Origin of the sequence: Pseudoalteromonas translucida KMM 520 (assembly GCF_001465295.1) — a bacterium.
GTDB classification, from domain to species: domain Bacteria; phylum Pseudomonadota; class Gammaproteobacteria; order Enterobacterales; family Alteromonadaceae; genus Pseudoalteromonas; species Pseudoalteromonas translucida.
In genome coordinates, this window is the sequence record NZ_CP011035.1 from 730265 (window position 1) to 757205 (window position 26941).

The window sequence follows — 26941 nt, forward strand, 5'->3', positions numbered from 1 at the left end:
GCATTTCGCTATTATTTAACCCACTAATTCGAGGATATAACCACTTAATGAAATACTTAACACTTGCTTTATTAGCTATTGCTTTTACCAGCGCTCATGCAGTTGCAACCCCAAGTAATAAAAGCCGGTTTATTCCGCTTTTAAAAACAAAACTGGGTGCTTATGAAGTGGTGTCGGCTAATTCAGCGTTATGCGTTAATAGCCAATTGAGTTTTGTAAATCCAGATAATGAAGATGCCGGTTTTACTTTAGGTGAGCAAATTATTTTTGACTCATTACATAACGGAACACAAACGGTTAAAAAACCCGATTTTTGTTTTGTTACTAGCTCATTAAAATACAAAAGCGATGGCATTGAAAACGGCTTAAGAATGAGCCGCTGCGAAAACCCAGCTAACGAAAAAACAATTAGCCAAAGCATTTATTTTTTAGCTAACGACACACTTAAATATACGTTAAGTCAGCCAAGCGTTGCATGCACATTTAAAAAAGTACCCGACAGTCAATAACGCATAAGTAAGCTGTACTTACTAACAATATATTTTGGGTATATCACGCCAGCGCGTGGTGTACTGCGGGGATAAAAAATTCCTGTTCATATGCCAACCTTCATTTAATTTACTGCTTGCTAAACTAAGCATTCCTTTACCGTAGCGTTTATTTATAGCATCAAGACAATTCATTAATACTGGATTGTCGGTGCGTTTATTAAATAAATCGTCTTGTTGAAACTCCTGCGCAATAAGCTCTAAAGCACCCACACCACATTTATAAAAGCGAATACCCGGCTGATATATTTGCTCAAACACTTGCGATACCGCATTAGCCATTACGCAGGTGTCGTTAGTGGGGCTGGCAAATGTATACATATACGACTTTTTATAAAAAACGTTTTCGTGAGACGAACTCGCCGCAAAAATATAAAGTTGTTTGCAAAGCGATTTTTGCTTTCTTAATTTACTTGCAACCACAGTAACGTGATTAATTAACGCAGTTTTAAGTGCCGTTGGCTCGTATATACGCTCGCCAAAGCTTCGGGTCGAAAATACCTCGCGCTTATCTTGGCGTACGTCGTCCCAATTTAAGCAAGGTATGCCATTAAGCTCATTTACAGTGCGCTCTACCACCACACTAAATGCACGGCGCATACTGTTAGGGTTTTGCTGCGCTAATTGCCATGCAGTGTGTATGTTCATTACTTTTAATTTTTTGGCTAAACGTTTACCAATACCCCATATATCTTGGCAACTCATTCTTTGTAAAATAGCTTTACGGCTTGCTTCGCAGTTAATAACAGCAACGCCATTAAATCCGGATAACTTTTTAGCGGCATGGTTTGCCGCTTTTGCTAAAGTAGCCGTAGGGCCAAAGCCAACACCAACGGGGAGCTTAGTTTCGCGCCATACGGTGCGCCTAATAGTGTGCCCATATGCAAACCAGTCATTAATAACAGGGGTGTAACCGTTAAAGTGTAAAAATGACTCGTCGATACTGTATACGTGTTGCACGTCGCAAAAACGGCCAATAACGTTCATCATTTTGTCGCTTAAATCAGCATATAACTCATAATTACTAGAGCGAATTACTACGTTATTTTGCGCAAGTAACTGCTTAACTTTAAAGTAAGGGGCAAATTTAGGAATGTTTAAACGCCGAGCAATGGGACACACCGCGCATATGCAACCGTCGTTATTGGTAAGCACTACCACAGGTTTTGAGCGAATAGCCGGGTCGAATACTTTTTCGGCACTGGCATAAAAGGCCACCGCGTCTACTAGGGCATACATAGCAGTAACTCAGGGCTTTGGCGATGCAGACGAATTGAGCGTGTAACTACGCCCTCAAGCTGAAACTCATCGCAGGATGTTAGTTGTACTGGTTTATACAAAGGTGATGCCGAGAGCAGCCGGGCATTGGTTTTATCAAGTAGCTTACACACAAATAAGCCATTTAAATTAGCAACTATAACGTCGCCATTTTTAGCCTGTTCAGCGCGGTCTACTATTAGCAAGTCGCCTTCAAAAATACCCACATCTTGCATTGAACTGCCAGAGGCAACGCCAATAAAAGTGGCGTCGGGGTGCTTTATTAATAGCTCATCAAGCGACACACCAAGCTCGCTATATGGCGCAGCAGGCGATTCAAACCCGCACACACCCGCTTCTATATAAATGGGAATAACAAACATAAAGATCAACCAAAACGCATATACTGTACAAGTATACAGTATATGCGTTTTGTTTTACTTTTGCCAAGTAATGAATGAAAGATCACTGCATGTTTTTGATCATTGTTTGTGCGGTATTTAAGAAGTCTTTGATTTGCGTCGAGTTTAAATTTTTACACATTTGCTCGTTAACTTGGCGCTCGGCACTTAGTAATTTGTTAAAAAGCGCAGTGCCAGAGGCAGTAAAAGAAACAATAAAACAGCGTTTATCGTGCTCACTGGCACATTTGTTGATTAAATTTAATGCTAAAAGCTCCTTAATTAAACGGGCAATTTGTGCTTTGTCGCGTTGAGTTTGGGTAACAATATCGTTAGCAGTACATTGCGGCGTTGCTGCAATAATATGCAAGCAACGCACATGCATAGCGTTTAAACCAAGGTCGTTTGCATTAATCGCATCACGCGTTGTTACGCGGTAGCTTTGCATTAGCATAAAGAGTGTATTAGGCAGAGATGATTTCATAGTAGTTACCAAATAGTTGACAATATCAATTAAATTGCTATAGTTGATTTTATCAACCAATGGGGCGTTGTGCAAATGTTGCTGCATGCAATTTAAACTTTTTGTAAAACGAGGTAATACATGAGTAGACAAATACGCAAAGCACAGGTGCTAAGTACGAAGCAAATTACACCGCACTTACAACGCATTGTGGTGGGTTCTGATGAATTTAAAGATCTTACGCCAAGTTACATAGGCCACTATGTAAAAGTGTTACTGCCCCATAACGGTGAACTCGATTTAAACATAAAAACGGCGCTTATGCGCTCCTATACTATTAACCATGTTAATGAGCAAACGGGGGCGCTCACGCTCGACTTTGTAATTAATATGCACCAAGGTCCTGCTACAAATTGGGCGCAAACAGCAAAAGTGGGAGACAGCTTAGCCATAGCTGGCCCGGGCCCTAAAAAGCTCGATAATTTTAGCCATTCGCACTACGTACTCCTTGGCGACTTAACCTCAGTTAATGCAGTGAAAGGCTATGCTCAGCAGTTACCGCATAGCGCGAAAATTGATATGTTTATTCATGCCCCTAGCGAGCAAGACATTATTAGTTTAGATACGCCGCGCACTGTAAATTGGCTAGTTACCAATAGCCCAGATGAAAGCATGCTAACGGCATTAAACAATTTAAAAGTAGGCGCACAATCCCCAATTGTTTTTATGGCGCTAGAGGCAGGCTTAGTGCGCAAAGTAAAAACTAAACTTAATGAGCTATACGCCATACCACGTACGCATATTGTGGCATCGGGTTATTGGAAAAAAGGATTAAACTCAGAGAGCTATAAACAGCAACGCCAACAAGCGGCACAACCCGCTTAAATATACTCAGGTTATTTAGCGTTTAGCACCTTTAGTATCTTGAATTACAGGTAACGCACACCCATCTCTAGTTTTTATGCTTGTGGTTATAGCACACCATAAGCATACCATTTATAGGAGCTGCTATTTTGTTATCTAATATTCCTTTTTCGTTATTAGAGCTTGCCCCGATGCCCAAAGGGGCAACGGTATCCGAAACGCTACATAAAAGTACTAAATATGCTCAAAGAGCCGACGAGCTAGGTTTTAATCGCTTTTGGTTAGCAGAGCACCATAATATGCCAGGCATTATATGTGCAGCTACCTCTATTTTAGTGGGCCATATAGCCAGTAAAACCGATCGTATACGTGTAGGCTCGGGGGGGATTATGCTGCCAAATCACTCGCCATTAGTTGTAGCCGAACAATTTGGTACATTAGAGAGCTTATACCCAGGGCGTATTGATTTAGGGCTTGGCCGTGCACCAGGAAGCGATCCTATTACGAGTAGAGCTTTAAATTCAGACATGAGCCGAGCAGAGCGCTTCCCTCAAGAAGTAACCGAACTGCAAACCTTATTAGGGCCGTATAATGGCACTCACCCAATACGCGCTATACCCGGTGAGGACACCAATATACCAATTTGGTTATTAGGCTCAAGCTTGTTTAGTGCGCAACTGGCAGCGCAAAAAGGGTTACCGTATGTGTTTGCAGGGCACTTTGCTCCGCGCTTTTTGTACGATGCCATAGAGCTGTATAAGCGCGAATTTAAACCTTCAAAGGTGCTTGATAAGCCATACATAATGCTGGCATTACCGCTGGTGGCAGCCGATACCGACGAAGAAGCACAATACCTATCGACCACTTCGCAACAACGAGTACTTGCGCTAATGCGTGGCAGCGAATTATGGCTACAACCACCTGTTGACTCTATGGATGGCCTATGGAGTGAGCAAGAACGCGTACAAGTGGAAAACTTTTTAAGTTTAAGTGTAATAGGTGGGCATGTAAGTATAAGACACAAGTTAGAAATGATAGTAAAAGAGCTGGGCGTTGATGAATTTATATTTACCAACGATTTATACGACAGCGAAAAACGCCATAGAGCTATCGAAATTTTAATGGAATTAAAACGTTAAGTTTCATTTAGTTAAGCAGGCGTACACCTTACGCCTGCTATATTATAAGCGAAATCTAAACTAGTTTTGCTTATAGGCAACATCAATCTGTATTTTGGGTACTCATCTAAGCCACTCCCAAATAACAGCAAATAAATTATCCTACCGCATTCGCTTTAAGCGATTAAACTAATAGATTTAATCAAATTTTATAGTGATTAATTACCCACTATAATTGAAACCACAAAACGTTATAACCCTATAACGCTACTTTTTACAGGAAGGTGTACCGTGAACTCGCTAAATAATGTAATCCCTAATTCAGTTAACAAAGCTGCGCAGCCAAAAATTGCGCTGATTGCTGAAGGTGGCGGACAGCGAGGTATATTTACAGCCGGTGTACTTGATGCGTGGTTAGAGCAAGACTACGACCCATTTGATTTATTTATTGGTACTTCTGCGGGCTCGCAAAACTTAACTAGCTTTTTAGCAAGGCAAAAAGGCTATGCAAAGCGTTTGATCAGAGGGCTGTCGCGTAATAAAAACTTTTTTCAATTAGGCCGTGGTTTAATTGGTAAGCACATAATGGATTTAGACTGGTACTTTGATAAAACCACTGAGGTAAATCGGAGTTTAGATTTTAAAACAGCCAAAAATAACTTAGGGGATCGTGAACTGCTTATTACAGCAACAAACTCACGAGACCGTAAACCGTACTTTTTAGCGCCTACAGGCGAGAGCAAGCAATGGCGTGAGCTATTAAAAGCATCAAGTGCGTTACCATTTTTGTATAAGCAAGGTGTAAAACTAACACCTTGGATGAACACTTTAGCAGCTAACGAAGCGGAGCTTGCCTTAGAGCAAGTAGAGCCAGCAGTAGCCGACTTTTATTTAGATGGCGGCCTTGCAGCACCTTTACCTGTACGTGAAGCCTATAACCGAGGCGCACGTAAAATAGTGGTGATCCGCACGGTCGATATTAACTTTCAAGTACAATCGGCATGGGTAAACAAACTAAGATCATTTGTGTGCGCATCAGGCTATTGTCCCAAAACCATAGATTATTTGCTACAGCACGAACAAGCATACCAAGAAGAGTTGGAATTTATTGCAAACCCACCGGAAGATGTTGAAATTATACAAATTTTTGCAACCGAAAAACTGCATAGCAAATTACTTGGCAGTTCAGATAGCGATTTACGCTTTGATCACAAACTTGGTTTACAGGCAGGGCGCGCATATTTAGCTGAGCAAAATCCGCAAATTTGGGAGCATAGCCATAATCATCAAGTATTGCAGTACTGTTATAACTAAATAGAACTAAGGGGCTTATTTACTCAATTGCATTGAGATAATAAATAACCCCTTTGCTGGCGTATATACTGCACGCCAGCATTTAATTTTAAGTAGACGAAAGCAAAATACTGGTTTCGCTATTTAAAATACCGTTTATTTCTCTTACTTGCCTAAGCACCCCATCAAACTCACTTAAGTTAGCCGCTTGAATTTCGGCTACTAAATCCCACGCACCATTAGTAGTGTGCAATTTAGTTAGCTCAGGAATACCGCGCATCGTTTTTATAACTTGCGAGGTTGACTTACCTACCACTTCTACCATCATAATTGCTCTAACTGCTTCGGTTTCAATGTGCTGATGTACACGCACGGTAAAACCTAAAATTGCCCCTGATGACAGTAATCTATCTAACCTATTTTGTACTGTGCCCCGCGACACGTTTAATGTAGTGGCTAAAGTTGAAATAGAAGCGCGGCCGTCCTTTCTAAGTTCGGCTATTAGTGCTTTGTCGAGGACGTCGTAAATATAGGGAGTCATAGGGTACGCCTTAGGTGAATTTTGATCAAAATACTAAATTTAATCATTACTGCCTAGCAAAATGATAAAAAATAATGCTATTTGTATAACTAATTGCCATTTTAACTGGCGCACCAGAGCGATAAACTGCCTGTAAATAATTGCACACACTTACTTATAGAGGTTTTAATGACGCATTTTATAGCACAGCCAAAACAAGGCGTTCCTTTTGTTAGCGTACAAACAATGGCACAGCTTATAAATAAACTCGGCATAGAAAATGTTTTACAACAGCTAACAAAGCGACTAGAAACAGACTTTGCTCGTTGGCAGCAGTTTGATAAATCCCCGCGTTATGCAGCGCATTCACCAGAGGGCGTAATAGAGCTTATGCCAGTGAGCGACGGCGAACTATTTAGCTGTAAGTATGTAAACGGGCATCCTAAAAATACCTTTAGAGAGCTGCAAACCGTTGCTGCATTTGGTATTTTAGCTGATGTAGATAGTGGTTATCCGGTTATGATCAGCGAAATGTGCCTACTTACCGCACTCAGAACTGCAGCGACTTCAGCATTAGTCGCCAAATATTTAGCCCCTAAAAATGCAACCACACTAACGCTAATTGGTAACGGTGCGCAGTCTGAGTTTCAGGCGTTGGCATTTAAAAGTGTACTGGGTATTACTCATATTCGTTTATACGATATAGACCCAAGTGCGTCGCAAAAAGCATTCAATAACCTCACTGCCTATGGCTTAAACGTCACTATTTGTAACAGTGCAGCAGAGGCTGTAAAAGGTGCGCATATAATAACAACCTGCACTGCAGATAAAACGAATGCCACAATTTTAACCAGCGAGATGATCCCACAAGGCGTGCATATAAATGCCATTGGTGGCGACTGCCCAGGTAAAACAGAATTAGATGCAAAGCTGCTGGAACGCGCCGCTGTATTTGTAGAGTACGAGCCACAAACACGTATTGAAGGTGAAATTCAACAAATGAGTGCAGATTTTGCTGTAACTGAATTTCATCAAGTTATTAATGGGCAAGCTTGCGGGCGTGAAAGCCAGCAACAACTGACTATTTTTGATGGCGTGGGCTTTGCCAGCGAAGACTTTACGGCATTAGCGTTTATTCGCGATCAGCTCATTGCAACGGGGCAGTACAGCTTGCTTGATTTAATTACCCAGCAAGCCGATCCGCGTAATTTGTTTTCGGTTTTAACCGCTCAACATACGCAGCAAGAGAGTGTGGCATAAGTATGGTAAACCAAGCGCCTAATAGTATTGTGATGGTTCGCCCACATCATTTTACCTCTAACCCGCAAACTATGCGTGATAACACATTTCAGCGCAGTTGTTTAACAACTGATCAAAGCTTACACGCGTATAACGAAGTAACAAATGCAGTAGAAGTGTTAAAGCAAGAAGGGATCTGCGTTCACCTTTTTGAAGACGAGCATAAAGGTACACCCGACTCGGTATTTCCTAATAATTGGTTTACTACTCACCAAAGTGGCGAAATACTAACCTACCCAATGTACGCACAAAGCAGAAGAGCAGAATATCGCAAAGATATTATTGATTTTTTAACGGATCAATATAAAGTGTCTGCAGTGACTGATTATTCATTTTTAGCGAAAGAAAATTCATACTTAGAAGGCACTGGTTCACTGGTTATTGATCATCAATATAAGTTTGCTTATGCGGTTGAATCAAAGCGAACGACACAGTCAGTTGTTAACACAGTATGCGAGCAATTAAAGCTAACCCCGGTGGTTTTTAATGCCTACGATATGCAAGGCACAGCGGTTTACCATACCAATGTATTAATGTGTTTTGCTACAGAGTTTGCCATGATTGGCTTAGATATGGTGCCAAGCGAACAACGCAGGCAGTTAGTAAGCCATTTATTGCAAAGCTATCATCAAGTTATTGAGTTATCGGGCGATCAAATTAATAATTTTTGCGGCAATGCTATTGAGTTACAAGGTAAAAGCGGACGGATTTTAGCGTTATCAGCAACGGCTTTTAAAGCACTTACTGCAGCGCAAATTAAGGTAATAGAAAAAAGTGCCAAATTGGTGCCTTTGCCTATTCCTATCATTGAGTCTGCTGGTGGCTCAGTAAGGTGTATGATCGCAGGCATTCATTTACCAACAAAGTAAATGTATAAAATTTAATAGTATAAGGCAGTATTACTGCCTTTATTATTTTATAACGTATATTTGTGTCGCTTACAGTGCCTATTTAAATAAGAAATATAACAAGGAATTAGCAATGTTCGATACCGTAGTAAAAAGTGTAAATGGTATTTTATGGGGAGAGGGCCAAGTCCTCATTTACATTTTATTGTTTGCTGGTATTTGGTTTTCGGTGCGTTTAAAAGCCATTCAAATACTTAAATTTAAACATATGTTTAGTTTATTAAAAGGCAGCAGCAAATGTAAAAAAGGCGACATATCATCATTTCAAGCGCTGTGTACTGGTTTATGTGCGCGGGTAGGCACGGGTAACTTAGCAGGTGTTGCCGTTGCTATATCATTGGGTGGCAGTGGTGCCATTTTTTGGATGTGGGTTATTGCCATATTAGGCATGGCCACAGGCTTTGCCGAAAGTGTATTAGGTCAAGTATATAAAGTGCGCGACAGCCAAGGCGAGTTTAGAGGCGGCCCTGCGTATTATATTCAACAAGGATTAGGCAATCGAGCCTTCGCTATTACTTTTGCACTGTGCTTATTTTTAGGTTACGGCTTTACCTTTAGCGCCATGCAAACCAACACCATTACCGATGCACTTAATTTTGCCTTCGAAATTCCCACTTTTTACTCTGGATTAGTGATCACTGTGTTAGCCGGCTCTATTATTGTGGGTGGCTTTAAAGCTATCGCCCGCTTTGCTGAGCGCGTGGTACCGGTAATGGGCATAGTGTTTGTGCTTGTTGCAGTTATTATTACCTTAATAAACTTTACTCAAGTGCCAGCCATGCTTAAAGATATATTTTTATCAGCATTTGGGCTGCAAGAAGCAGGTGCAGGCGCGATGGGCGCAGCAATAAAAAATGGTATTCAACGTGGCCTTTATTCAAACGAAGCGGGCGCGGGCAGTGTGCCACATGCTTCAGCCAGTGCAAGCCCATTGCCTAATCATCCGGTAACACAGGGCTACATTCAAATGTTAGGGGTGTTTTTCGACACTATAGTATTGTGTAGTTGTACTGCGGTTATTATTTTACTTGCCGACATAGACATAAGCGGCGAAATGGAAGGTATACGTTTAACGCAAAGCGCTATGACCGCTCATTTAGCGCAAGGGGGTGTGTACTTTGTAGCAGCCGCTATTACCTTGTTTGCCTTTACATCAGTTGTAGCCAACTACGCTTATGCAGAGAGTAACTTACACTTATTTAAACTCGATAACAAAATGGGTCGTGGTATTTATACTTTGCTTTATTTATCAATGATGTTGTGGGGCGCGTCGGCCACATTAAAGCAAGTATGGGATTTAGCCGATATTGCTTTAGGTTTAATGACAGTGGTTAACGTTATCGCTATTATATTGCTAACCCCAACAATATTAGCGGTTACTCGCGATTATCATACACAACGCGAAAAAGGCTTAGAGCCCGAATTTAAAGTAAATGATGTAAAAGTACAGGGCAAATGCGAAACCGGTATTTGGGACTAGTTAACGTATTTTAAGTCACTTTTAGCATTAATAAACGGTTTTATGGTAGCATAAAACCGTTTTTACTTTTGCATAATTATGCTATTTCAAGCCTAGCAATATACAAAGTAAGTAATAAATATATGCCATTAAATAGTAAATAAGCAGCGCAATTAAACACAGATTTAATAGGTTGAATTTTTAGATGATCAACATTTACGCAGGTAAAACTGCTGCAAAAGTAATAAATGAGCAGGGGTTTAAACCTGAATTATTCAGCTCATTTTTAGGTGCCAGCGGCGGGCCAAAATGGTTTACCTTGTTTGGTTTAGACAAGTATATATTTGGCGAGTTTTTTAAAAACCATAGACAACCGCTTAACTTAATTGGCTCATCGGCCGGTGCATTTCGCTCAGCGTGTTTTGCCCAAAACGATCCGGTTGCAGCAATTGAGCGCTTAGCAAAATCGTATTCGCAAACGCGCTATTCTAGTAATAAACCCACGCCAGCGGAAATAACATTAAAAGCCCGCGCACTGCTTGAAGTTGTTTTTGGCAATAACGGCGTGGCCGAAATTATAAATAACCCCGTATTTAAAGCACATTTTATAGTGGCAAAATCGAATGGATTTATAGCCAGCGAAAATAAATTATTACAGCTTATGGGTTTATCAAAAAGTTATATGCTTAATCGAGTAAATCGAAAGTACTTAAGTTCACAATATGAGCGTTTTATATTTGGCCCAGCAACAAGCGACTTATCAATTACCGACAGCTATAATTTTAAAACACAAAAAATAGCGCTTACCCAAAATAATTTAAAAGATGCATTACTTGCATCGGGTTCTATACCTTTAGTTATGCAAGGGATTAAAAATATTTCCGGTTCACCGCTTGGCATGTATCGCGATGGCGGAATTATTGACTACCACTTTGATTTAAAAATTAACAACCCAGGACTCATTTTATATCCACACTTTAATAGCGACCCAAAAGCAGGGTGGTTTGATAAAAATTTAAAACGTAAAGTGTCACCACTTAATTACGATAACGTGGTGATGATCACGCCATCAAAAGAATTTATAGCAGGCTTACCGTACGGAAAAATTCCAGATAGAAATGATTTTACCGATCTAGATGCAGACACACGCATTAAATATTGGAATACAGTATTTAGTGAAACAGAAAAGTTGGCAGAGGCGTTTGATGCGAGATTAGCCGAAATGTATTAGCGATAGGAAGCTATAAATAACAACCCATAAATTACGTTATGTTAAATTGAGTGGTTTAAAAGAAAGCGAGGATGATTATTCAAATCAGCTCGCTTTTAGGAGAGTAATTTAGGGGTTAATTAAGCTCAGAGTCGACCCAAAACTTAGTACCTTTTAATACTGCTTGTAGTGCAAGGCCGCTTTCGGTCAAAGAATAAACAGTAACTTGGTCTGCTATTGCTTCGGCAACTAATGCACCGCCTTTTTCTTTATATTTAGCTGCTGCATCTGCGTTTCCGCCAAATGCCCAACCGTGTTCAATAAATCTGTTTAGTGCCGCTTGGTTATGAAAAACCATAACAACGTTAAAGTCTTTAACACCTAAACCTAGGCCTAAACCGGCTTCGCCCATATTCATGTAAGTAGATTTGCCCGTTAGGTTATTTTTAATAACACCATAACCACCACCAAAACTAGCTAAAACAACATTGACGTTGGCATTATCAAAAACAGCATAACCTGCAGAATTAGCAATTTGCTTTTTAACATCTGGTTTTATAGCGTAAAGTTTACTTAATGTATTTGATTCCATGCTATGTACTAATGCACGTTTTTCGCTTGGTGAAGCGCTGCCTGTTGTTGCACAACCAGTGAGTGCGAGTGTAAATACGACCATGCTTAGCAAAATAAATCTTTTCATGAATTTTCCTTAAATAACATTTATAACTAGCAAGTATGCAATTACAAAATAATAGAATCTATTTATGTCCAATACTAGACAGTATCGGACTTTATGGTTAATCTATAAGTCTATTATTTTATTGAATATTTTATTACTATGCTAGTTGCTTTGGTTGATACGTTAAAACAATTGAGATATCAAATTGCTCATCTTGAAGATAATACTTTAAATTCAGAATATCCAGAACTGGCTACCTTTATACAGCAAGTTGGCTTGACTGTAACTGAATCAAAACAAGATCTTACCTTCTTATACCAGTTTTTATATGTTTATGGTCGCAAATCGGAAGCAACCTATAGTCGATTTAGAAGTGAACTTGAACGTTTTTATTTATGGGCATGGTTAGTCGCTGAAAAGTCAGTATTTGATTTAAAGCGCGAAGATATTGAAGGTTATGTAGATTTTGTTGTTGAACCAGATAAAGCCTGGGCTACAACATCAGTACAATGGCGTTATAAAGACGAACAAGGTATTCGCCGCTTAAATACAAATTGGCGCCCTTTCATCCAAAAAGAATCAATTGCTAGCCAACAAACATTATCGGCAATGTTTACTGCACTTAACGTATTTTATAAATTTGCTATTTTAGAAGAAAAAACCTTTGCAAATTTTGTGCCGGTAGTAAAAAAGAATAGCCCCTATTTGGTGGTTCAATCGCAAATACAGATCCCCGATACGCTAAGCGATATACAATGGGAATATGTGTTTGGGGTAACGCGCGACTTATGTGAGCAACAACCTGATCTAGAAAGAAATTTATTTACTCTGGCATGTTTAAAAGGATTATATTTACGAATATCCGAATTGTCAGAGCGGCCACAATGGTCGCCCGTTATGTCGCATTTTTGGCAAGACAACGATGGCTTTTGGTTTTTGCGTATTATGGGTAAGGGTAATAAATTACGAGATGTAACTCTAAGCGATGATTTTGTTGAATATTTAAAACGCTACCGACTTTATCGTGGTTTACCTGCCCTACCACGCGTTGATGAATCTGATCCCTTAGTGCATAAAATTCGTGGCCAAGGTGGCATGACTGTTAGGCAAATACGACGTTTGGTACAACAAAGTTTTGACTTAGCTCAGCAATCTTTACTCGATGATGGTTTTAAAGATGATTCTGAACAACTTGAAGCTGCAACCGCACATTGGCTTAGACATACAGGTGCAACACACGATGCGCAAACACGACCACTCAAACATTTATCTGAAGATTTAGGACACGCAAAAATAGCAACTACAGACCAAATTTATATTCAAACAAATATAAAAGAACGTGCAAAATCTGGTTTAAAAAGGAAAATATAATGGAATATTTAGTCATTACTTTTATTGGCAGTTTGTTTTTAATTTATTCATTAACAATCCGACAATTAGAAAGAACCGAAATCACTGGCCCAATGTTTTTTGTGATTGGAGGAATAGCACTAGCTTGGTTTATACCAGAGGAAGTTGAACAATTAAAAAATGGTGGGGCTTATATATTACCTTTAATTGAATTAACTTTAAGTTTGTTTTTATTTACCGACGCTACAAAAACAAAACTGAGCGTTTTAAAGCACAGTTTTCAGTACCCGAGTTTATTGTTATTTGTTGCCCTCCCCCTTACCTTGTTGTTAGGTATTGGTACTGCATTATTTTTATTTGCAGAGTTAACACTTATACAAGCTGCATTATTAGCAATTATTTTAACACCAACCGATGCAGCGCTCAGTAAAGGATTATTAGAAAGTACACAAGTACCTGAAAATATTCGCGAAGGAATAAATACTGAAAGTGGTTTAAATGATGGTTTATGTGTACCTGTATTTTTAATTTTTTTGTTATTAGCTAATAACCCCGAGCTTGGGATCACCGCTTCACAAACTATGATTATTTTTACTCGAGAACTAGGTATAGCACTATTTATAGCAATTGCGAGTGTTGCGATATTTATACCTACTTTAAACTTTGCCATGCAACGTCATTATTTTGCACAAAAAACCAGTCCTTTTTTGCTGGTAGGTTTTGCAATGGCGATATTTTCTGTGACACAGTACTTCCATAGTAGTGGTTTTATTGCAGTGTTTGTAGCTGGTTTATTGTTTGACCGGTTTTCTCCAGAGTCGATACGTTGTGAAATTGTTGAAGACTCAGAGCACATAGCCGATTTTGCAGCATTATTAATTTGGTGTTTATTTGGTTTTGTAAGTGCCTATTTGGTTTTACCAAAACTAAATTTTGAAATAATAATTTATGCTTTACTTAGTGCAACTTTGATTAGAATAATTCCGGTTATGTTGTCACTGCAATTTACTGCGCTGAATATAAAAGAGCGATTTACTTTTGCTTGGTTTGGACCAAGAGGTCTAGCATCGATAGTATTTACGTTAATGGTAATTGATACTCAAATAGAAAATAAATATCAGATTGCGACAATTGCCATGACTACTATTTTATTTAGTGTATTTATTCATGGCATAAGTACTAAGCCAATTGCAGATAGTTTTGCTAAAAAGTAAAAAGTAAAAAGTAAAAATGCGTAACTTTATTTATAAAGTTACGCATTTTTAATCTGTCTAATAAAGTTTAATCGCTAAGTAGGTGTGCAAGTAACTCAATTGGATGTTTAGGTTTAAATTTTTCATAGCGTTTAACTTGGCTACGACAAGAAAACCCCGTTGATAATAGTTGCTCGGGTTTATTTTTATCTACAATAGGTTTCCAACTCATTTCGTATAGTGCGCGCGAGTTGTTTTGGTTTTGTGCTTCGTGACCATAAGTACCCGCCATACCGCAACAACCAGTACTGGTTTTTTTTAATGTTAAGCCAATATCGGTAAAAATATTTTGCCAAACACTCGCAGCTTTTGGTAATGCGGTAGTTTCGGTACAGTGGCTTAATAAAGTAAATTCAGTATTAGTATTTTGTTTAGCTTTTAATTGCGTAAACGATTGAGTTTGCAACCACTCGTGGGCAAGTTGCACATGAAAGTCACCTCGGTTATTTTCTAAAATTGTATTGTACTCATCGCGGTAACACATAACTAATGAAGCATCTAAACCAACCATTGGTGCATTAATGTCGTTAAGTTTATTTAAAAACTCCGCGGCGTTTTTTGCTGTTACTTTAAACTCATGCAAAAAACCTTTTACATGCTGCGGTTTTCCATTGGGTTTAAAAGGCAATAGCATTGGCTTTTTGCCAAGCTGAGTAATAAGCGTAATAAAACTCTCTACTAATTCTGCTTCATAAAAACTAGTGAATGGGTCTTGTACTATTAATACATATTCGTTTTGTTGCTCAGCACTGAGTTTATTTAGTAATTCAAAATTAAAAGTGTGAGTTTTGTTTACCCGATTAGTTAGTGCGGGAATACTTAATTGTGGTGTATTTACATAACCCACGGTTTTTTTAATAATGTTACTAACTAGGTTTGTACTTACTATAGGATTAATAATACGTGCAAATTTAGCCATTAATGGCGCACTAACTTCTATATTGCCAACTAGGTAATCTTTAAGAGGACGTGCGTAGTAACTATGATAATAATTTAAAAAACGCGAACGAAAAGTAGGTACATCTACTTTAATTGGGCAAGCAGTAGTACATGCTTTACAGGCTAAACATTCGTCCATTGAAGCTTTAACCTCGTGAGAAAAGTCGTAAACGCCTTTGTTTTTTTCACGACTATGAACAAAACGTTCCCACCAGGTAATTACTTCGCCTTTATTCAGTTGCTTTTCGACCTCAAGTAAATCTATATCTTTTGCTTCTTGTAGGCGCAACCATTCACGCATTAAACTTGCGCGACCTTTAGGTGAATGTCGGCGATCACCGGTTACTTTATACGACGGACACATTGGTGAGTTTTCATCGTAGTTAAAGCATATACCGTTACCGTTACAGGTCATGGCATTATTAAAACTTGTTTTTACATCAATAGATATTTGTTTATCGAACCATGATCGTTTTTGTCCATCAACACTAACTAGTGAGTCTTCACTATCGATAGGTGTGCATATTTTACCTGGGTTTATTCGGTTGTTTGGATCAAACGCAGTTTTTATTTTACGTAACTGAGTAAATAAATGTTCGCCAAAAAAAGCTGGGCCATATTCGCTACGATACCCTTTACCGTGTTCGCCCCACATTAAACCACCGTATTTAGCGGTGAGTTTGACCACTTCATCTGAAATAACACGCAATAGTTTTTCTTGTTCTGGATCGCACATATCGAGCGCGGGCCTAACATGTAAAACTCCAGCGTCAACATGGCCGAACATTCCATATTGTAAATTATGGCTGTCGAGTAATGCTCTAAACTCTACTATATAATCAGCTAAGTTTTCAGGTGGTACAGCGGTGTCTTCTGCAAAAGCGAGTGGTTTTTGGCTGCCTTTTACATTACCTAAAAGCCCGACTGATTTTTTACGCATGGCATAAATTTTTAAAATATCACTTTTATTACTGGTTAGCTGATAACCAATAACACCATTAGTTTGCTGTGCCACGCACTGATCTAATAGGTTGCACAAAGTGTCTACTTTGTCTTTTATATCCTCTGGCGATACAGCATTAAACTCAACCATGTTGAGCCCTTGCATATCTTTATTAGGAATGTCGGTTATTAAGTCCGATACTGAATGCCAAATAATATCTTGGCGTGCTAAGTTTAAAACTTTGCTATCGACGGTTTCAACCGAAGTTGCTCGCGCAGCTACCAAAAATGGTGAATGACGTAGTGCCGAATCAAAACTATCATACTTAATATTAATCAGGGTTTTAAATTCAGCAATGGGGGTTAGCTTTAATTTAGCCTCGGTAACTATACCTAATGACCCTTCAGAACCGGTAATTAAACGGCTCATATCAAAAGTGTGTAAGTCATCACTTAGCACATGCTCTAGGTCATACCCGGTTAAAAAGCGGTTTAATCTAGGAAATTTAGCTAATACAGCTTCGCGCTCATTTAGTGCAATATCTAAAACGGTTTTATATAAATGACCAACAAATGTTTCTTGCTCTGCGATTACTTTTGCTTTTTCTGTATCAATAGCTGCAGTACACATAGGTGTACCATCGACCAAATAAGTTGTTAGCCCTAAAACATGGTCACTCGTTTTACCGTAAACTAGCGAGCCTTGACCCGATGCATCAGTGCTGATCATACCGCCAATGGTTGCTCTATTACTGGTAGATAAGTCGGGAGAAAAGAAAAAACCATACGGTTTTAAAAAGTCATTAAGCTGATCTTTTATTACCCCAGTTTGTACACGTACCCAGCCTTCTTGCGTGTTTATTTCGAGTATTTCACGCATGTATCGTGATAAATCGACAATAATGCCTGGGGTTAATGATTGCCCGTTAGTCCCAGTGCCGCCGCCGCGCGGACCAAATGTTAACGATAAAAAGGGGTCGCGAGATGCTGTTTGCAACGCAAGTTGAATATCTTTTTCGGTTTTAGGAAAAATAACACCTTGCGGTAGCTCTTGGTAAATACTGTTATCGGTTGAAGCTGTTATGCGGGTTGCATAACTTGCGTCAGTGTCTCCAGTAAACCCTTGATTTTTAATGGTACTTAAGTAATTTGCGACAACTTCTGTCGCGGCATCTTGCTGTGTAATAGTTGCTATCATGACGGCGATATTTTAAGGCATTTGGTCAATTATATCATGCTGTGGGGTAATAGAAATTGAAGATTTTACAGTTTGTAACACTCTTTTAATCGATTTTATTCGCACTGCAATTATACTCAAGTTAACAGTTACTAGGGGGCTTTAACTATGAAAAAAATACTATTACTTTTAGCCGGTGTATTGTGCATGTTACTGGGTTTATTTTTTGCGATTGTACCTGGACCATCGTTAATATTTATTATGGCGGGATTATTGTGCTTTTCTTTTGACTACCCAAAAGCAAGGCATTATTTGGGGCTTTGTCAAAAAGCGTTAACTAAATCTTGCCGATATTTAGATAAAAAATTAGCACGTTAAAACTTTGTTTTAAATTACACAAACAAAAATGCCAGCAAAAGCTGGCATTTTTATTACACAAAGTAATTATTTAGCTAGTTTTTCAGCTAAGTATAACCATGTTTCTAGTACTGTATCTGGGTTTAATGAAACAGAGTCGATGCCCTGCTCTACTAACCATGCTGCAAAGTCTTCATGATCAGAAGGACCTTGACCACAAATACCTACATACTTGCCTTTTTCTTTAGCTGTTTTAATTGCCATAGAAAGTAGCTTTTTGATTGCAGGGTCGCGTTCATCAAATAAATGTGCGATTAAACCTGAGTCACGGTCTAAACCAAGCGTTAGCTGAGTTAAGTCGTTTGAACCGATAGAAAAACCATCAAAATGCTCTAAAAACTCTTCAGCTAATAGTGCGTTTGAAGGCAGTTCACACATCATAATTACTTTTAGACCATTATCGCCACGTTTAAGGCCATGCTCTTCAAGTAGTTCAATAACACGCTTACCTTCTTCAACGGTACGTACGAATGGGATCATGATTTCGATATTAGTCATGTCCATGCCGTTTCTTACGCGTTTAATTGCTTCACACTCTAGTGCAAAACAGTCGCGGAAAGCTTCTGACACATAACGAGCGGCGCCACGAAAACCTATCATAGGGTTTTCTTCTTCCGGTTCGTATTGTTGGCCGCCAACTAAGTTTGCGTATTCGTTTGATTTAAAATCAGACATACGAACAATTACACGCTCTGGTGCAAATGCACACGCAAGAGTAGAAATACCTTCAACCAATTTAGAGATATAAAACTCTACCGGAGATTCATAACCGGCCATCATGTCGGTAATCTCTGCTTTTAACGCATCACTTTGTGCATCAAAATTAAGTAGTGCTTTAGGGTGAACGCCAATCATACGGTTGATAATAAATTCAACACGGGCTAGGCCAACACCTGAATGCGGTAAACGAGCAAAATCGAATGCACGATCTGGATTACCTACGTTCATCATTACTTTAATTGGTAGCTCAGGCATTTCGTCAACACGAGAAGTAAGCACTTCAAAGTCTAAAATACCTTCGTAAATGAAACCTGTATCGCCTTCGGCACATGATACGGTAACTTCTTGACCAGCTTTAATTAAATCAGTTGCGTTACCACAACCAACAACGGCTGGAATACCAAGTTCACGTGCAATAATTGCAGCATGACAAGTACGGCCACCACGATTTGTAACAATCGCTGCAGCACGTTTCATGATAGGTTCCCAATCTGGGTCGGTCATGTCGGTAACTAAAATGTCGCCTACTTGAACCTGATCCATCTCTTTGATTGAGTTAAGAACACGAACAACACCGCTACCAATTTTATGACCAATTGCACGGCCTTCAACAACAACCTTGCTGGTGCCATTTAATTGAAAACGTTCCATTACGTTGGCATCTTCGTTTGAGCGAACCGTTTCTGGACGAGCTTGAACTATATATAGTTTGCCGTCGTTACCGTCTTTTGCCCATTCGATGTCCATTGGACGACCGTAATGTTTTTCGATGATTACAGCTTGCTTGGCAAGTTCTTGCACTTCTTCATCTGTAATCGAAAATTTATTTGAAAGCGCAGGCTCTACGTCAATAATTTCTACTTGCTTGCCGTGTGCTTTGTCTTCTGAGTAAATCATTTGGATGGCTTTAGAGCCAATGTTACGACGTACTACAGAAGGCTTGTTTTTAAGTAATGTTGGTTTATGAACATAAAATTCATCAGGGTTTACTGCGCCCTGTACAACCATTTCGCCTAGCCCGTAGCTTGATGTGATAAATACAACATCTTCAAAACCAGACTCGGTATCAATACTAAACATAACGCCAGATGCTGATTTATCTGAACGAACCATGCGTTGTACACCAGCAGACAGTGCAACACCACGGTGATCGTACCCTTGGTGAACACGGTAAGAGATAGCGCGGTCGTTAAATAATGAAGCAAATACGTGTTTAATAGCGACCATTACTGAGTCAATACCAACAACGTTTAAGAAAGTTTCTTGCTGGCCTGCGAATGATGCGTCTGGCATGTCTTCAGCGGTAGCTGATGAACGTACTGCAAATGAAACATCGGCTGCTGTGTCGCCGTGGAGTTGGCTGTATGCTTCGCGAATGGCTTTATCTAGATTAGGTTGGAATGGTGTATCGATTATCCATTGGCGGATATCGGCACCGACTTTAGCGAGTGTATTCACATCTTCAACATCAAGTGTATCTAGAATGTCGTGAATTTTTGCGGTGAGTCCTGATTGATCTAAAAACTCATTAAAAGCATCAGCGGTAGTTGCAAAACCACCCGGCACTTGTACACCTGCGTTTGCTAGGTTTGAAATCATTTCGCCAAGTGAAGCGTTTTTACCGCCAACACGAGGAACATCTTGCATACCAAGCTCTTGATACCAGAGAACGTATTCTTGCACGGATCTTTCTCCAAAAAAACAAATTGTAGTACTAAATACCAACTAATTAACATTTAATCATTTTAGCGAGTTAGACATTGTATTAACAAGTTAAAAATTTTCATGTAGAACAACTACCTGTTAATTTTTATGTTGCTAATAAAGCGCTTCCTATCGCTATAATTGACTATTTACTTAATACAATCGATATAACTGTGAGAGTTAAGAAAGAAAACCTTTTATAAAGGTCACACCCATTCTACACTGGCAACAGTCCTCACGTAAACCGTGAGAAACTTAATTTTAAAATTAAAAGTAATAAAAAAGAGGATTTATGAGAACTGCTTTTTATATTTCAGATGGCACAGCAATTACTTCTGAGGTTTTTGGCCATGCTACTTTGTCACTGTTCCCTGTTGAATTTAATCATAAAACCATTCCCTTTGTAGAAACAGAAGAGAAAGCGCATCAAATTAAAGAGTTAATTAACGCAACGGCAAAAAGAGATGGTGAAAAGCCTTTAATATTTTTTACCTTTGTAAATTACAACTTAACTGAAATTATTAGCTCTGCTAATGCAGTGTGTTATGACTTTTTGACAACCTATAGCGAAAAAATAGAAAAAGAACTAAATGTAGCGCCAGTACCAAAAATTCATCGCACTCACTCTATTCATGAAAAAAGCTATGACTTTAGAATTGATGCGGTTAACTACGCGTTGATGAATGATGATGGCGGTAATATTAAAAACTATGGCGAAGCCGATATTATTTTAATTGGTGTGAGCCGCAGTGGTAAAACTCCAACAAGTTTATATTTAGCACTACAATATGGGATTAAAGCGGCTAACTACCCAATCACCGAAGACGACCTTGAAACCGAAGGCTTGCCTAAATGCTTAATACCTTTTAAACATAAATTATTTGGTTTAACTATTGATCCTGAGCGCCTTGCTGCCATTAGAGACCGACGCATGGCTAACTCTAAATATGCTTCTATTCGTCAATGTCGTATTGAAGTACGCGAAGTAGAAATGCTGTACAAGCGCAATAGAATCCCATTTTTAAACTCTACTCATCACTCAGTAGAAGAAATATCGGCGAAGATTATATCTGATACTGATTTAGAGCGCCGTAAGTACTAACTTATATTTGTGGTTAGCTTAACTAGAAAGTATAAAAAACGCCGCTTAATTAGCGGCGTTTGTATTTAGGGGATTCATTTTACTTATTTGCGTGCGTCTTTTAATAAATCGGCAACTAAAAAGCCTAGTTCTAATACTTGATCGGCATTTAAACGTGGGTCGCACTGGGTTTTATAACGCTGTGCTAAATCGTCATCAGACAGCCCATACGCACCGCCAGTACACTCAGTAACATGTTGCCCGGTCATTTCTAAATGCACGCCACCTGCATAGCTGCCCTCGGCTTTATGCACTGCGAAAAACTGGCTGATCTCACGCATGATATTGTCAAAGCTACGTGTTTTGTATCCTGAACTCGCCTTTTCGGTGTTACCGTGCATTGGATCAGAACTCCAAATAACTTTACGGCCTTCTTGTTGTACTTTACGTACCAGTGCCGGTAGTTTTTCAGGGAGTATATCTGCGCCCATACGGGTAATTAATGTTAATCGACCTGGAATGTTATCTGGGTTTAATGCATCAATTAAGCGTATTAAATCATCTGGGTCCATACCTGGGCCAACTTTAACGCCGATTGGATTTTTAATTCCTTTAAAAAATTCAATATGCGCGTGGTCTAGCTGACGCGTACGCTCGCCAATCCACACAAAGTGCGCAGAACAATCGTACCAATCGCCAGATAAATGGTCACGGCGAGTTAGTGCTTCTTCGTAGCCTAGTAATAGCGCCTCGTGAGAGGTGTATAAATCGGTTTCTTTTAAGCTTGGTGCGATAGTAGAATTAATACCACACACTTCCATAAACTCAAGCGCATCTTGAATTTTATCAGCTAGCTGTTGATACTTTTCTTTTTGTGGATTGGCTGCAACAAAGCCCATATTCCAACGGTTTACTTGGTGTAAGTCAGCTAGGCCACCTTGTGCAAATGCACGCAGTAAGTTTAACGTAGCGGCACTGTGGTGATACGCTGTCATTAAGCGTTGTGGATCTGGGATACGCGCTTGTTCGGTAAACTCAAAATTATTAACAATGTCGCCACGGTATGACGGTAATGATACGCCATCAATCGTTTCTAAATCTGCTGAACGTGGTTTTGCATACTGCCCTGCCATACGCGCTATTTTAACTACTGGGCATTTACCGCCGTAAGTTAATACCACGGCCATTTGTAAAATTGTTTTAAAAGTATCGCGAATGTTAGCGGCATTAAAGTCACTAAACGACTCAGCACAATCACCACCTTGTAGTAAAAAAGCGCGCCCTTCGCATACATCTTCTAGCTGCTTAAATAAACTTCTGGTCTCTTCAGCGAATACTAAAGGCGGAGCACTCTTTAATTGCGCTTCTACTGATTTAAGTGATTCTTGATCTGGGTAGTTTGGCTGCTGTAATATTGGCAGTTCTCTCCAGCTATTTGGGTTCCACGTTTGCATATTCATTCCTCATTCCTATTTACCTGATACAACGAAATTAACGTATGCAGGGCTGTTTGTTCAAGGACTAAATTCACTATTTACTAATTATTTAGTTATGGGTTAGGTAATTAATATATTTAGCCGTATATGTTGGGCCCTTAGCGCAAGTATAAAATGGTAAATAGAAAACATATAATCAATATAAAACATATAGTTAAGTTAGATCATGGTTACTTTTGAGTTGTTGACCTACATTCAATCTGAGTTAATTGTTATAACAGACTAAATTAGGAACACATCATACTTTAAATGCATCAGGTGTATCATTAGCTTTACAGCAAACTTAAATAATAATTAACCAATGACTATGCGCTTTTAAAAATACATGCTATGTCGCGTTTTATTTGCCACAACAACACATATAAGAGGTTTATATACAGCGGCTAATGCTCAACCTGGTTAAGGTTAAAGTACTCATTTTTAGTTCGGTACTAAGTTTTATAAAAATGTGAATACTGGTAGTTATTATCGAGGTTAAAATTTATTACAACACGTTTAGTTTTTACGCTTAATAATCTTATGCAGTTAAGCGTAATAGATATAACAACGTAAGTATTACCCCTTTGGTATAATACTATACGTAAAGCTTATATCAGCTATGTATTCAAGTCACCCGTTTTGAACGGCGCTAATTTATACCACTAGCCTCTTCATTAGTTCAGTTACAGGGCAACTCAAAACGGTTTGCGCTCTACTGTAATTAATAAATGTATATTCAGCGCTCACAAACTAAATACTTCAAGCACCCTAAAGTATGACCCGGTTAATAATATCAAGCTCACTTAAAAGCCTAGCTACAAATTATGGCTAAAGTTAAATTACACTGAGAAGCTAATAGACCGTTTTTTGCTGTAACTTATATCGGTATACAAATGTGAATATTGGGGAATTATTATTAATATCCAACCTACTCAAATGCATAAACACGAGTTATTAAGTTTAACAAAAGAGATAAAGAACACATCGTACTTAATTAAGTATAAGGTTATCTAAGCACTGAGTAAAATTAAATTATTAGTTAAACAAAGATAAGGTTATGTGCGATAATTAGTTAAGTAAGATGTGTTCTTTGGAGGTTGCATGGTAACTAAAGTACAAATAAGAAGTCAGTTTGATTTAATGAGCGAACTAACATTAAGGCTAATAGAAGAGCTTAACCTGTGTGAATATACAAAAGCCGAATATTATCAACTTCCCGATATAAGCACAGTTGATGAAAATAAAGTAGCCGAATCGATTAAGGTTACTAAAATATCAGGCGAACTAGCACATAAAGCTATATTAAATTCCTTTACTGATATTTATAAAAAACAAGGGCTAAGTAGCCGGGTTTTAAAGCGTCACCCTGGCCTATTGGTTATAAAAAATGCTGACAAACAAGCATTAATTAATCGAATTGCTCAAGTAAATAAAGCAAAAGCAGCGTTTAAAGAGTGCATTTTAGCTATTGATAACAACGATGCTCGTTTTGAAGCGGTACATAATGCAGTACCCAACTTAATTACTTTGGCTGCTTATCGAAAAATTCATAGTGAACATGAATCGCCTTTTTCAGTACGATTTACCTGGATGCACAAACATGCAACTAAAACACTGACCAAAAAAATGGCCCTCGAAATGTTACAAAAGTCAGCTAGTTATAGAAACCCCAGAATGATCGATCAGCAAAAATGGCAGGCGCTAGTAGCACAAGAGCAATTACGGGTAGCAAGTTTAGGTGAAAAAGAAAAACTTAGAATTAGGCGCCCTACTCGGGTTAGCCCTCAGGTAAATGTGCGTTATACCGCGCAAAACCGTTATCACGTAAGTGCGGCGCTACCTTTTATTTTAATAAACCCAGAACCAGACGTAAAACTGGGGTTATTACCAAATTACGAAAAGCCATTAAGTCATCCACGAAAACGTGACTATGATTTTTTAGTAGATCGACTTTATTTAGAACAAGTAGAAAAGTGATTATGTTAAAAAGGTCACGCTAGGTGACCTTTGTTATTATTGGACTCTGCAATAAAAAATTACTTATCTACTATTTCAACAAGTTTGTCTTCATCAATAAGCACAGCATTTTCTACAATACGCTTACCGCCTTGTATTTCAATACGTTTATTGTGTTTATTCAGAGTAAGTATTTCATCACAAAATTGATCTGATGGATGCATTTCGTAAGTGTAGTCAATAATATTACCGGTTTTATCGTCTTTAACATTGGTAATACTGTACTCAGAGATAGCCCCTTTTTCGATCAAATCTTTCATTGTTGTGGTCATATCACGACGCAGCGCTTTTAATTTATTTTCGGTAATATTATCCGTTGAATAAATTGAGCCGTACTTTTCCATAATAGACAATAATCTAAAATGGTATGTTTTTCCCGGAGCTGCATAACGCCAAAGGTGATATAAGCGCAGCATCATCCAACGCGATAATCCGCGTTTTAATTCTTGGGCGCTGTTAAAGTAATATCCTTTGTATTCAAGGTTATCAATCATGTTATGTACAAATGCATTTAAACACGCAACACATTTAACATTACCGCCTTGCCCTTTTTTTCCACTAAAATGCAGTGACGATAAAAAGTTCATATTCGATTCGTAAAACGAATCATCAATGTTTGTATTTTTTGTATCTGTTGCTGAATATTTAAACGAAAGTTTTGAGCCTTGTAATGCTTCAAGTGATTCTTTAATTTGTGGATATGGCATAGATTGGCCAACGGTTTTCAGCTCTTGTGCTAATTCGTTCATCGAAAAAACAACAGCATATTGAATACCGGACTTAAAATTTATTTTTACTATTTTGCCTTTAGAAGCTAAACGGATCAGCGCACGCTCTACTTTTTCTTCTCTATCTGACGGCCAAACCAAATATTCTACGTCTTCACCATCTTTGCGTGTGCTAACAACCGCCGGCGTTATTTTTAATTCGCCGTCGTACAAAATACCATCTATTTTTTCAGATATTTTGCGTGTAATTATTGTTTTTTTAGGTGCTTCTTCTAATGGTAATTTTTTATGCCCCGAACGGACAAAGCGTCCCCATAAATCATAATGGTTAAAAGTATTCGAATAAGCACGTAATCCATGAGCTGCATTTTCTATCGAAATCCGCACATCTTTATTATCTGTAAACAGTGCTAAGCTTTCATTATCAATTGCACTTTCCACCCCGTGAATTTGGCCCCTTAGTGTATCGGGCAAGTTATCTACCGAGATGTTGACCTTTCGGCTCATTGTTGTTATTTCCATTTTTATTGCGACAGCTAATAACAACACATAAAGACAAAAAAGTTAAATGTTTAAGTTAGTATAAAAGTGATCTGAGCTAAAATAAAACCTTCGGATCACTATTATACTAAGCGGATGCTAATTAACTTAATTTCAGATCATTATTTTACTAACTAGGCGGTTACAAATCTCATTTTTACTAACTCAGTGAGATTTTTGTCCATTACAAAGCTAAATTTTTAATATTTAACACGACAAATTAACTAAAAAACTAAAAGCCCTGTTGATAAGCATATATTGAGTTAGCATAGATCTGATCTGTACCTACTACAGATCAGATCTATACTAATTAAAAGCCTTCTTTTACTACAGAGTCGGTGTATAACTTTATAATTTACTTAGTATAAAACTGATCTAACAGACCTTTTTTGTGCACAACTTAATGATTAACCTGTGTGTAACTATTGTTTTAATTTACAGCTTAGTAAAAAGCTGATCTGCAAGTAGATAAAGATCTGATCTTAACCAAGTATAAAGTTGATCTGCTTATTTTATTATTATTCATATAAATCATGTGTTTATCACCTATATTTAAGCCTCTATCCTTTAATACCTTATA

The 26941-nt window shown here is 38.5% G+C and carries 22 protein-coding genes; 13 read left to right on the forward strand and 9 right to left on the reverse strand.

Annotation, left to right across the window (positions count from 1 at the left end):
* Positions 1-47 precede the first annotated feature (47 nt).
* Positions 48-509, forward strand: a complete 462-nt coding sequence (locus PTRA_RS18695; protein WP_058375124.1) for a hypothetical protein — start codon at positions 48-50, stop codon at positions 507-509.
* A gap of 21 nt (positions 510-530) precedes the next feature.
* Here the strand turns inward: PTRA_RS18695 and PTRA_RS18700 are convergent, their stop codons facing one another.
* The 3 genes from PTRA_RS18700 to PTRA_RS18710 form a co-directional block, all read right to left on the reverse strand.
* The gene (locus PTRA_RS18700) at positions 531-1787 is read right to left on the reverse strand and encodes a Y-family DNA polymerase (RefSeq protein ID WP_058375125.1); all 1257 of its coding nucleotides are present in this window, start codon (positions 1785-1787) and stop codon (positions 531-533) included.
* A complete protein-coding gene (umuD, locus tag PTRA_RS18705; protein ID WP_011330160.1) occupies positions 1775-2188 on the reverse strand; it encodes a translesion error-prone DNA polymerase V autoproteolytic subunit in 414 nt (137 codons plus the stop codon). Before umuD ends, PTRA_RS18700 begins: the two co-directional genes overlap by 13 nt.
* 82 nt (positions 2189-2270) lie before the next feature.
* Positions 2271-2690: a MarR family winged helix-turn-helix transcriptional regulator gene (locus PTRA_RS18710; protein WP_058375175.1), complete on the reverse strand. Its 420-nt coding sequence runs from the start codon at positions 2688-2690 to the stop codon at positions 2271-2273.
* 120 nt (positions 2691-2810) lie between these two features.
* Here PTRA_RS18710 and PTRA_RS18715 point away from each other — a divergent pair, with 120 nt between their 5' ends.
* The 3 genes from PTRA_RS18715 (at position 2811) to PTRA_RS18725 (ending at position 5965) form a co-directional block, all read left to right on the forward strand.
* A complete protein-coding gene (locus PTRA_RS18715) occupies positions 2811-3554 on the forward strand; it encodes a siderophore-interacting protein (RefSeq protein ID WP_058375126.1) in 744 nt (247 codons plus the stop codon).
* A 128-nt stretch (positions 3555-3682) separates the two neighbouring features.
* Positions 3683-4672: an LLM class flavin-dependent oxidoreductase gene (locus tag PTRA_RS18720; protein ID WP_058375127.1), complete on the forward strand. Its 990-nt coding sequence runs from the start codon at positions 3683-3685 to the stop codon at positions 4670-4672.
* Positions 4673-4942: 270 nt separating this feature from the next.
* Positions 4943-5965 carry a patatin-like phospholipase family protein gene (locus tag PTRA_RS18725; protein WP_058375128.1) on the forward strand — a complete coding sequence of 341 codons (1023 nt, stop codon included), beginning with the start codon at positions 4943-4945 and terminating at the stop codon, positions 5963-5965.
* Positions 5966-6053: 88 nt separating this feature from the next.
* On the opposite strand, the gene PTRA_RS18730 is transcribed toward PTRA_RS18725, so the two are convergent.
* On the reverse strand, positions 6054-6485 hold the full coding sequence (locus PTRA_RS18730; protein ID WP_058375129.1) for an Lrp/AsnC family transcriptional regulator: 432 nt from the start codon (positions 6483-6485) through the stop codon (positions 6054-6056).
* A gap of 168 nt (positions 6486-6653) precedes the next feature.
* Here PTRA_RS18730 and PTRA_RS18735 point away from each other — a divergent pair, with 168 nt between their 5' ends.
* The 4 genes from PTRA_RS18735 (at position 6654) to PTRA_RS18750 (ending at position 11361) form a co-directional block, all read left to right on the forward strand.
* Positions 6654-7724 (forward strand): ornithine cyclodeaminase, encoded by a 1071-nt coding sequence (locus tag PTRA_RS18735; protein WP_058375130.1) that lies wholly within the window; start codon positions 6654-6656, stop codon positions 7722-7724.
* Positions 7721-8632, forward strand: coding sequence for a citrulline utilization hydrolase CtlX (gene ctlX / locus PTRA_RS18740; RefSeq protein ID WP_058375131.1), 912 nt, complete (start codon positions 7721-7723; stop codon positions 8630-8632). Before PTRA_RS18735 ends, ctlX begins: the two co-directional genes overlap by 4 nt.
* A gap of 112 nt (positions 8633-8744) precedes the next feature.
* Entirely contained in the window at positions 8745-10151 is a 1407-nt protein-coding gene (locus PTRA_RS18745) for an alanine/glycine:cation symporter family protein (RefSeq protein WP_011330168.1), read from the forward strand.
* Positions 10152-10335: 184 nt separating this feature from the next.
* Positions 10336-11361: a patatin-like phospholipase family protein gene (locus PTRA_RS18750; protein WP_058375132.1), complete on the forward strand. Its 1026-nt coding sequence runs from the start codon at positions 10336-10338 to the stop codon at positions 11359-11361.
* A gap of 115 nt (positions 11362-11476) precedes the next feature.
* Here the strand turns inward: PTRA_RS18750 and PTRA_RS18755 are convergent, their stop codons facing one another.
* A complete protein-coding gene (locus tag PTRA_RS18755; RefSeq protein ID WP_011330176.1) occupies positions 11477-12040 on the reverse strand; it encodes a lipid-binding SYLF domain-containing protein in 564 nt (187 codons plus the stop codon).
* A gap of 138 nt (positions 12041-12178) precedes the next feature.
* On the opposite strand from PTRA_RS18755, the gene PTRA_RS18760 reads away from it, so the two are divergent.
* The gene (locus tag PTRA_RS18760; RefSeq protein ID WP_058375133.1) at positions 12179-13390 is read left to right on the forward strand and encodes a tyrosine-type recombinase/integrase; all 1212 of its coding nucleotides are present in this window, start codon (positions 12179-12181) and stop codon (positions 13388-13390) included.
* Positions 13390-14583 carry a cation:proton antiporter gene (locus tag PTRA_RS18765; protein WP_058375134.1) on the forward strand — a complete coding sequence of 398 codons (1194 nt, stop codon included), beginning with the start codon at positions 13390-13392 and terminating at the stop codon, positions 14581-14583. Before PTRA_RS18760 ends, PTRA_RS18765 begins: the two co-directional genes overlap by 1 nt.
* Before the next feature lie 67 nt (positions 14584-14650).
* Here the strand turns inward: PTRA_RS18765 and ydiJ are convergent, their stop codons facing one another.
* The gene (gene ydiJ, locus PTRA_RS18770; RefSeq protein WP_058375135.1) at positions 14651-17701 is read right to left on the reverse strand and encodes a D-2-hydroxyglutarate dehydrogenase YdiJ; all 3051 of its coding nucleotides are present in this window, start codon (positions 17699-17701) and stop codon (positions 14651-14653) included.
* Positions 17702-17848: 147 nt separating this feature from the next.
* Between ydiJ and PTRA_RS18775 the strand changes: the two genes are divergently transcribed.
* Positions 17849-18058, forward strand: a complete 210-nt coding sequence (locus PTRA_RS18775) for a PGPGW domain-containing protein (protein WP_058375136.1) — start codon at positions 17849-17851, stop codon at positions 18056-18058.
* A 66-nt stretch (positions 18059-18124) separates the two neighbouring features.
* On the opposite strand, the gene ppsA is transcribed toward PTRA_RS18775, so the two are convergent.
* Complete coding sequence (gene ppsA, locus PTRA_RS18780) at positions 18125-20500, reverse strand: phosphoenolpyruvate synthase (protein ID WP_058375137.1); 2376 nt, start codon at positions 20498-20500, stop codon at positions 18125-18127.
* A gap of 313 nt (positions 20501-20813) precedes the next feature.
* Between ppsA and ppsR the strand changes: the two genes are divergently transcribed.
* Positions 20814-21623, forward strand: a complete 810-nt coding sequence (gene ppsR / locus PTRA_RS18785) for a posphoenolpyruvate synthetase regulatory kinase/phosphorylase PpsR (RefSeq protein ID WP_011330181.1) — start codon at positions 20814-20816, stop codon at positions 21621-21623.
* Positions 21624-21706: 83 nt separating this feature from the next.
* Here ppsR and PTRA_RS18790 read toward each other — a convergent pair whose 3' ends face one another.
* Positions 21707-23056: a class II 3-deoxy-7-phosphoheptulonate synthase gene (locus PTRA_RS18790; RefSeq protein ID WP_172459254.1), complete on the reverse strand. Its 1350-nt coding sequence runs from the start codon at positions 23054-23056 to the stop codon at positions 21707-21709.
* 1122 nt (positions 23057-24178) lie between these two features.
* Here PTRA_RS18790 and PTRA_RS18795 point away from each other — a divergent pair.
* A complete protein-coding gene (locus tag PTRA_RS18795) occupies positions 24179-25054 on the forward strand; it encodes a DNA replication terminus site-binding protein (protein ID WP_058375138.1) in 876 nt (291 codons plus the stop codon).
* Between the two features lie 59 nt (positions 25055-25113).
* On the opposite strand, the gene PTRA_RS18800 is transcribed toward PTRA_RS18795, so the two are convergent.
* Positions 25114-26328 carry a hypothetical protein gene (locus tag PTRA_RS18800; protein ID WP_011330184.1) on the reverse strand — a complete coding sequence of 405 codons (1215 nt, stop codon included), beginning with the start codon at positions 26326-26328 and terminating at the stop codon, positions 25114-25116.
* Between the last annotated feature and the right edge of the window lie 613 nt (positions 26329-26941).

What these genes read in the sequence shown, in the direction of transcription:
- PTRA_RS18695 (WP_058375124.1), top strand. Translation starts at nt 48, where the DNA reads ATGAAATACTTAACACTTGCTTTATTAGCTATTGCTTTTACCAGCGCT.
- PTRA_RS18700 (WP_058375125.1), bottom strand. Translation starts at nt 1,787, where the DNA reads ATGTATGCCCTAGTAGACGCGGTGGCCTTTTATGCCAGTGCCGAAAAA.
- umuD (WP_011330160.1), bottom strand. Translation starts at nt 2,188, where the DNA reads ATGTTTGTTATTCCCATTTATATAGAAGCGGGTGTGTGCGGGTTTGAA.
- PTRA_RS18710 (WP_058375175.1), bottom strand. Translation starts at nt 2,690, where the DNA reads ATGAAATCATCTCTGCCTAATACACTCTTTATGCTAATGCAAAGCTAC.
- PTRA_RS18715 (WP_058375126.1), top strand. Translation starts at nt 2,811, where the DNA reads ATGAGTAGACAAATACGCAAAGCACAGGTGCTAAGTACGAAGCAAATT.
- PTRA_RS18730 (WP_058375129.1), bottom strand. Translation starts at nt 6,485, where the DNA reads ATGACTCCCTATATTTACGACGTCCTCGACAAAGCACTAATAGCCGAA.
- PTRA_RS18735 (WP_058375130.1), top strand. Translation starts at nt 6,654, where the DNA reads ATGACGCATTTTATAGCACAGCCAAAACAAGGCGTTCCTTTTGTTAGC.
- PTRA_RS18745 (WP_011330168.1), top strand. Translation starts at nt 8,745, where the DNA reads ATGTTCGATACCGTAGTAAAAAGTGTAAATGGTATTTTATGGGGAGAG.
- PTRA_RS18750 (WP_058375132.1), top strand. Translation starts at nt 10,336, where the DNA reads ATGATCAACATTTACGCAGGTAAAACTGCTGCAAAAGTAATAAATGAG.
- PTRA_RS18755 (WP_011330176.1), bottom strand. Translation starts at nt 12,040, where the DNA reads ATGAAAAGATTTATTTTGCTAAGCATGGTCGTATTTACACTCGCACTC.
- PTRA_RS18760 (WP_058375133.1), top strand. Translation starts at nt 12,179, where the DNA reads ATGCTAGTTGCTTTGGTTGATACGTTAAAACAATTGAGATATCAAATT.
- PTRA_RS18765 (WP_058375134.1), top strand. Translation starts at nt 13,390, where the DNA reads ATGGAATATTTAGTCATTACTTTTATTGGCAGTTTGTTTTTAATTTAT.
- ydiJ (WP_058375135.1), bottom strand. Translation starts at nt 17,701, where the DNA reads ATGATAGCAACTATTACACAGCAAGATGCCGCGACAGAAGTTGTCGCA.
- PTRA_RS18775 (WP_058375136.1), top strand. Translation starts at nt 17,849, where the DNA reads ATGAAAAAAATACTATTACTTTTAGCCGGTGTATTGTGCATGTTACTG.
- ppsR (WP_011330181.1), top strand. Translation starts at nt 20,814, where the DNA reads ATGAGAACTGCTTTTTATATTTCAGATGGCACAGCAATTACTTCTGAG.
- PTRA_RS18790 (WP_172459254.1), bottom strand. Translation starts at nt 23,056, where the DNA reads ATGCAAACGTGGAACCCAAATAGCTGGAGAGAACTGCCAATATTACAG.
- PTRA_RS18795 (WP_058375138.1), top strand. Translation starts at nt 24,179, where the DNA reads ATGGTAACTAAAGTACAAATAAGAAGTCAGTTTGATTTAATGAGCGAA.
- PTRA_RS18800 (WP_011330184.1), bottom strand. Translation starts at nt 26,328, where the DNA reads ATGAGCCGAAAGGTCAACATCTCGGTAGATAACTTGCCCGATACACTA.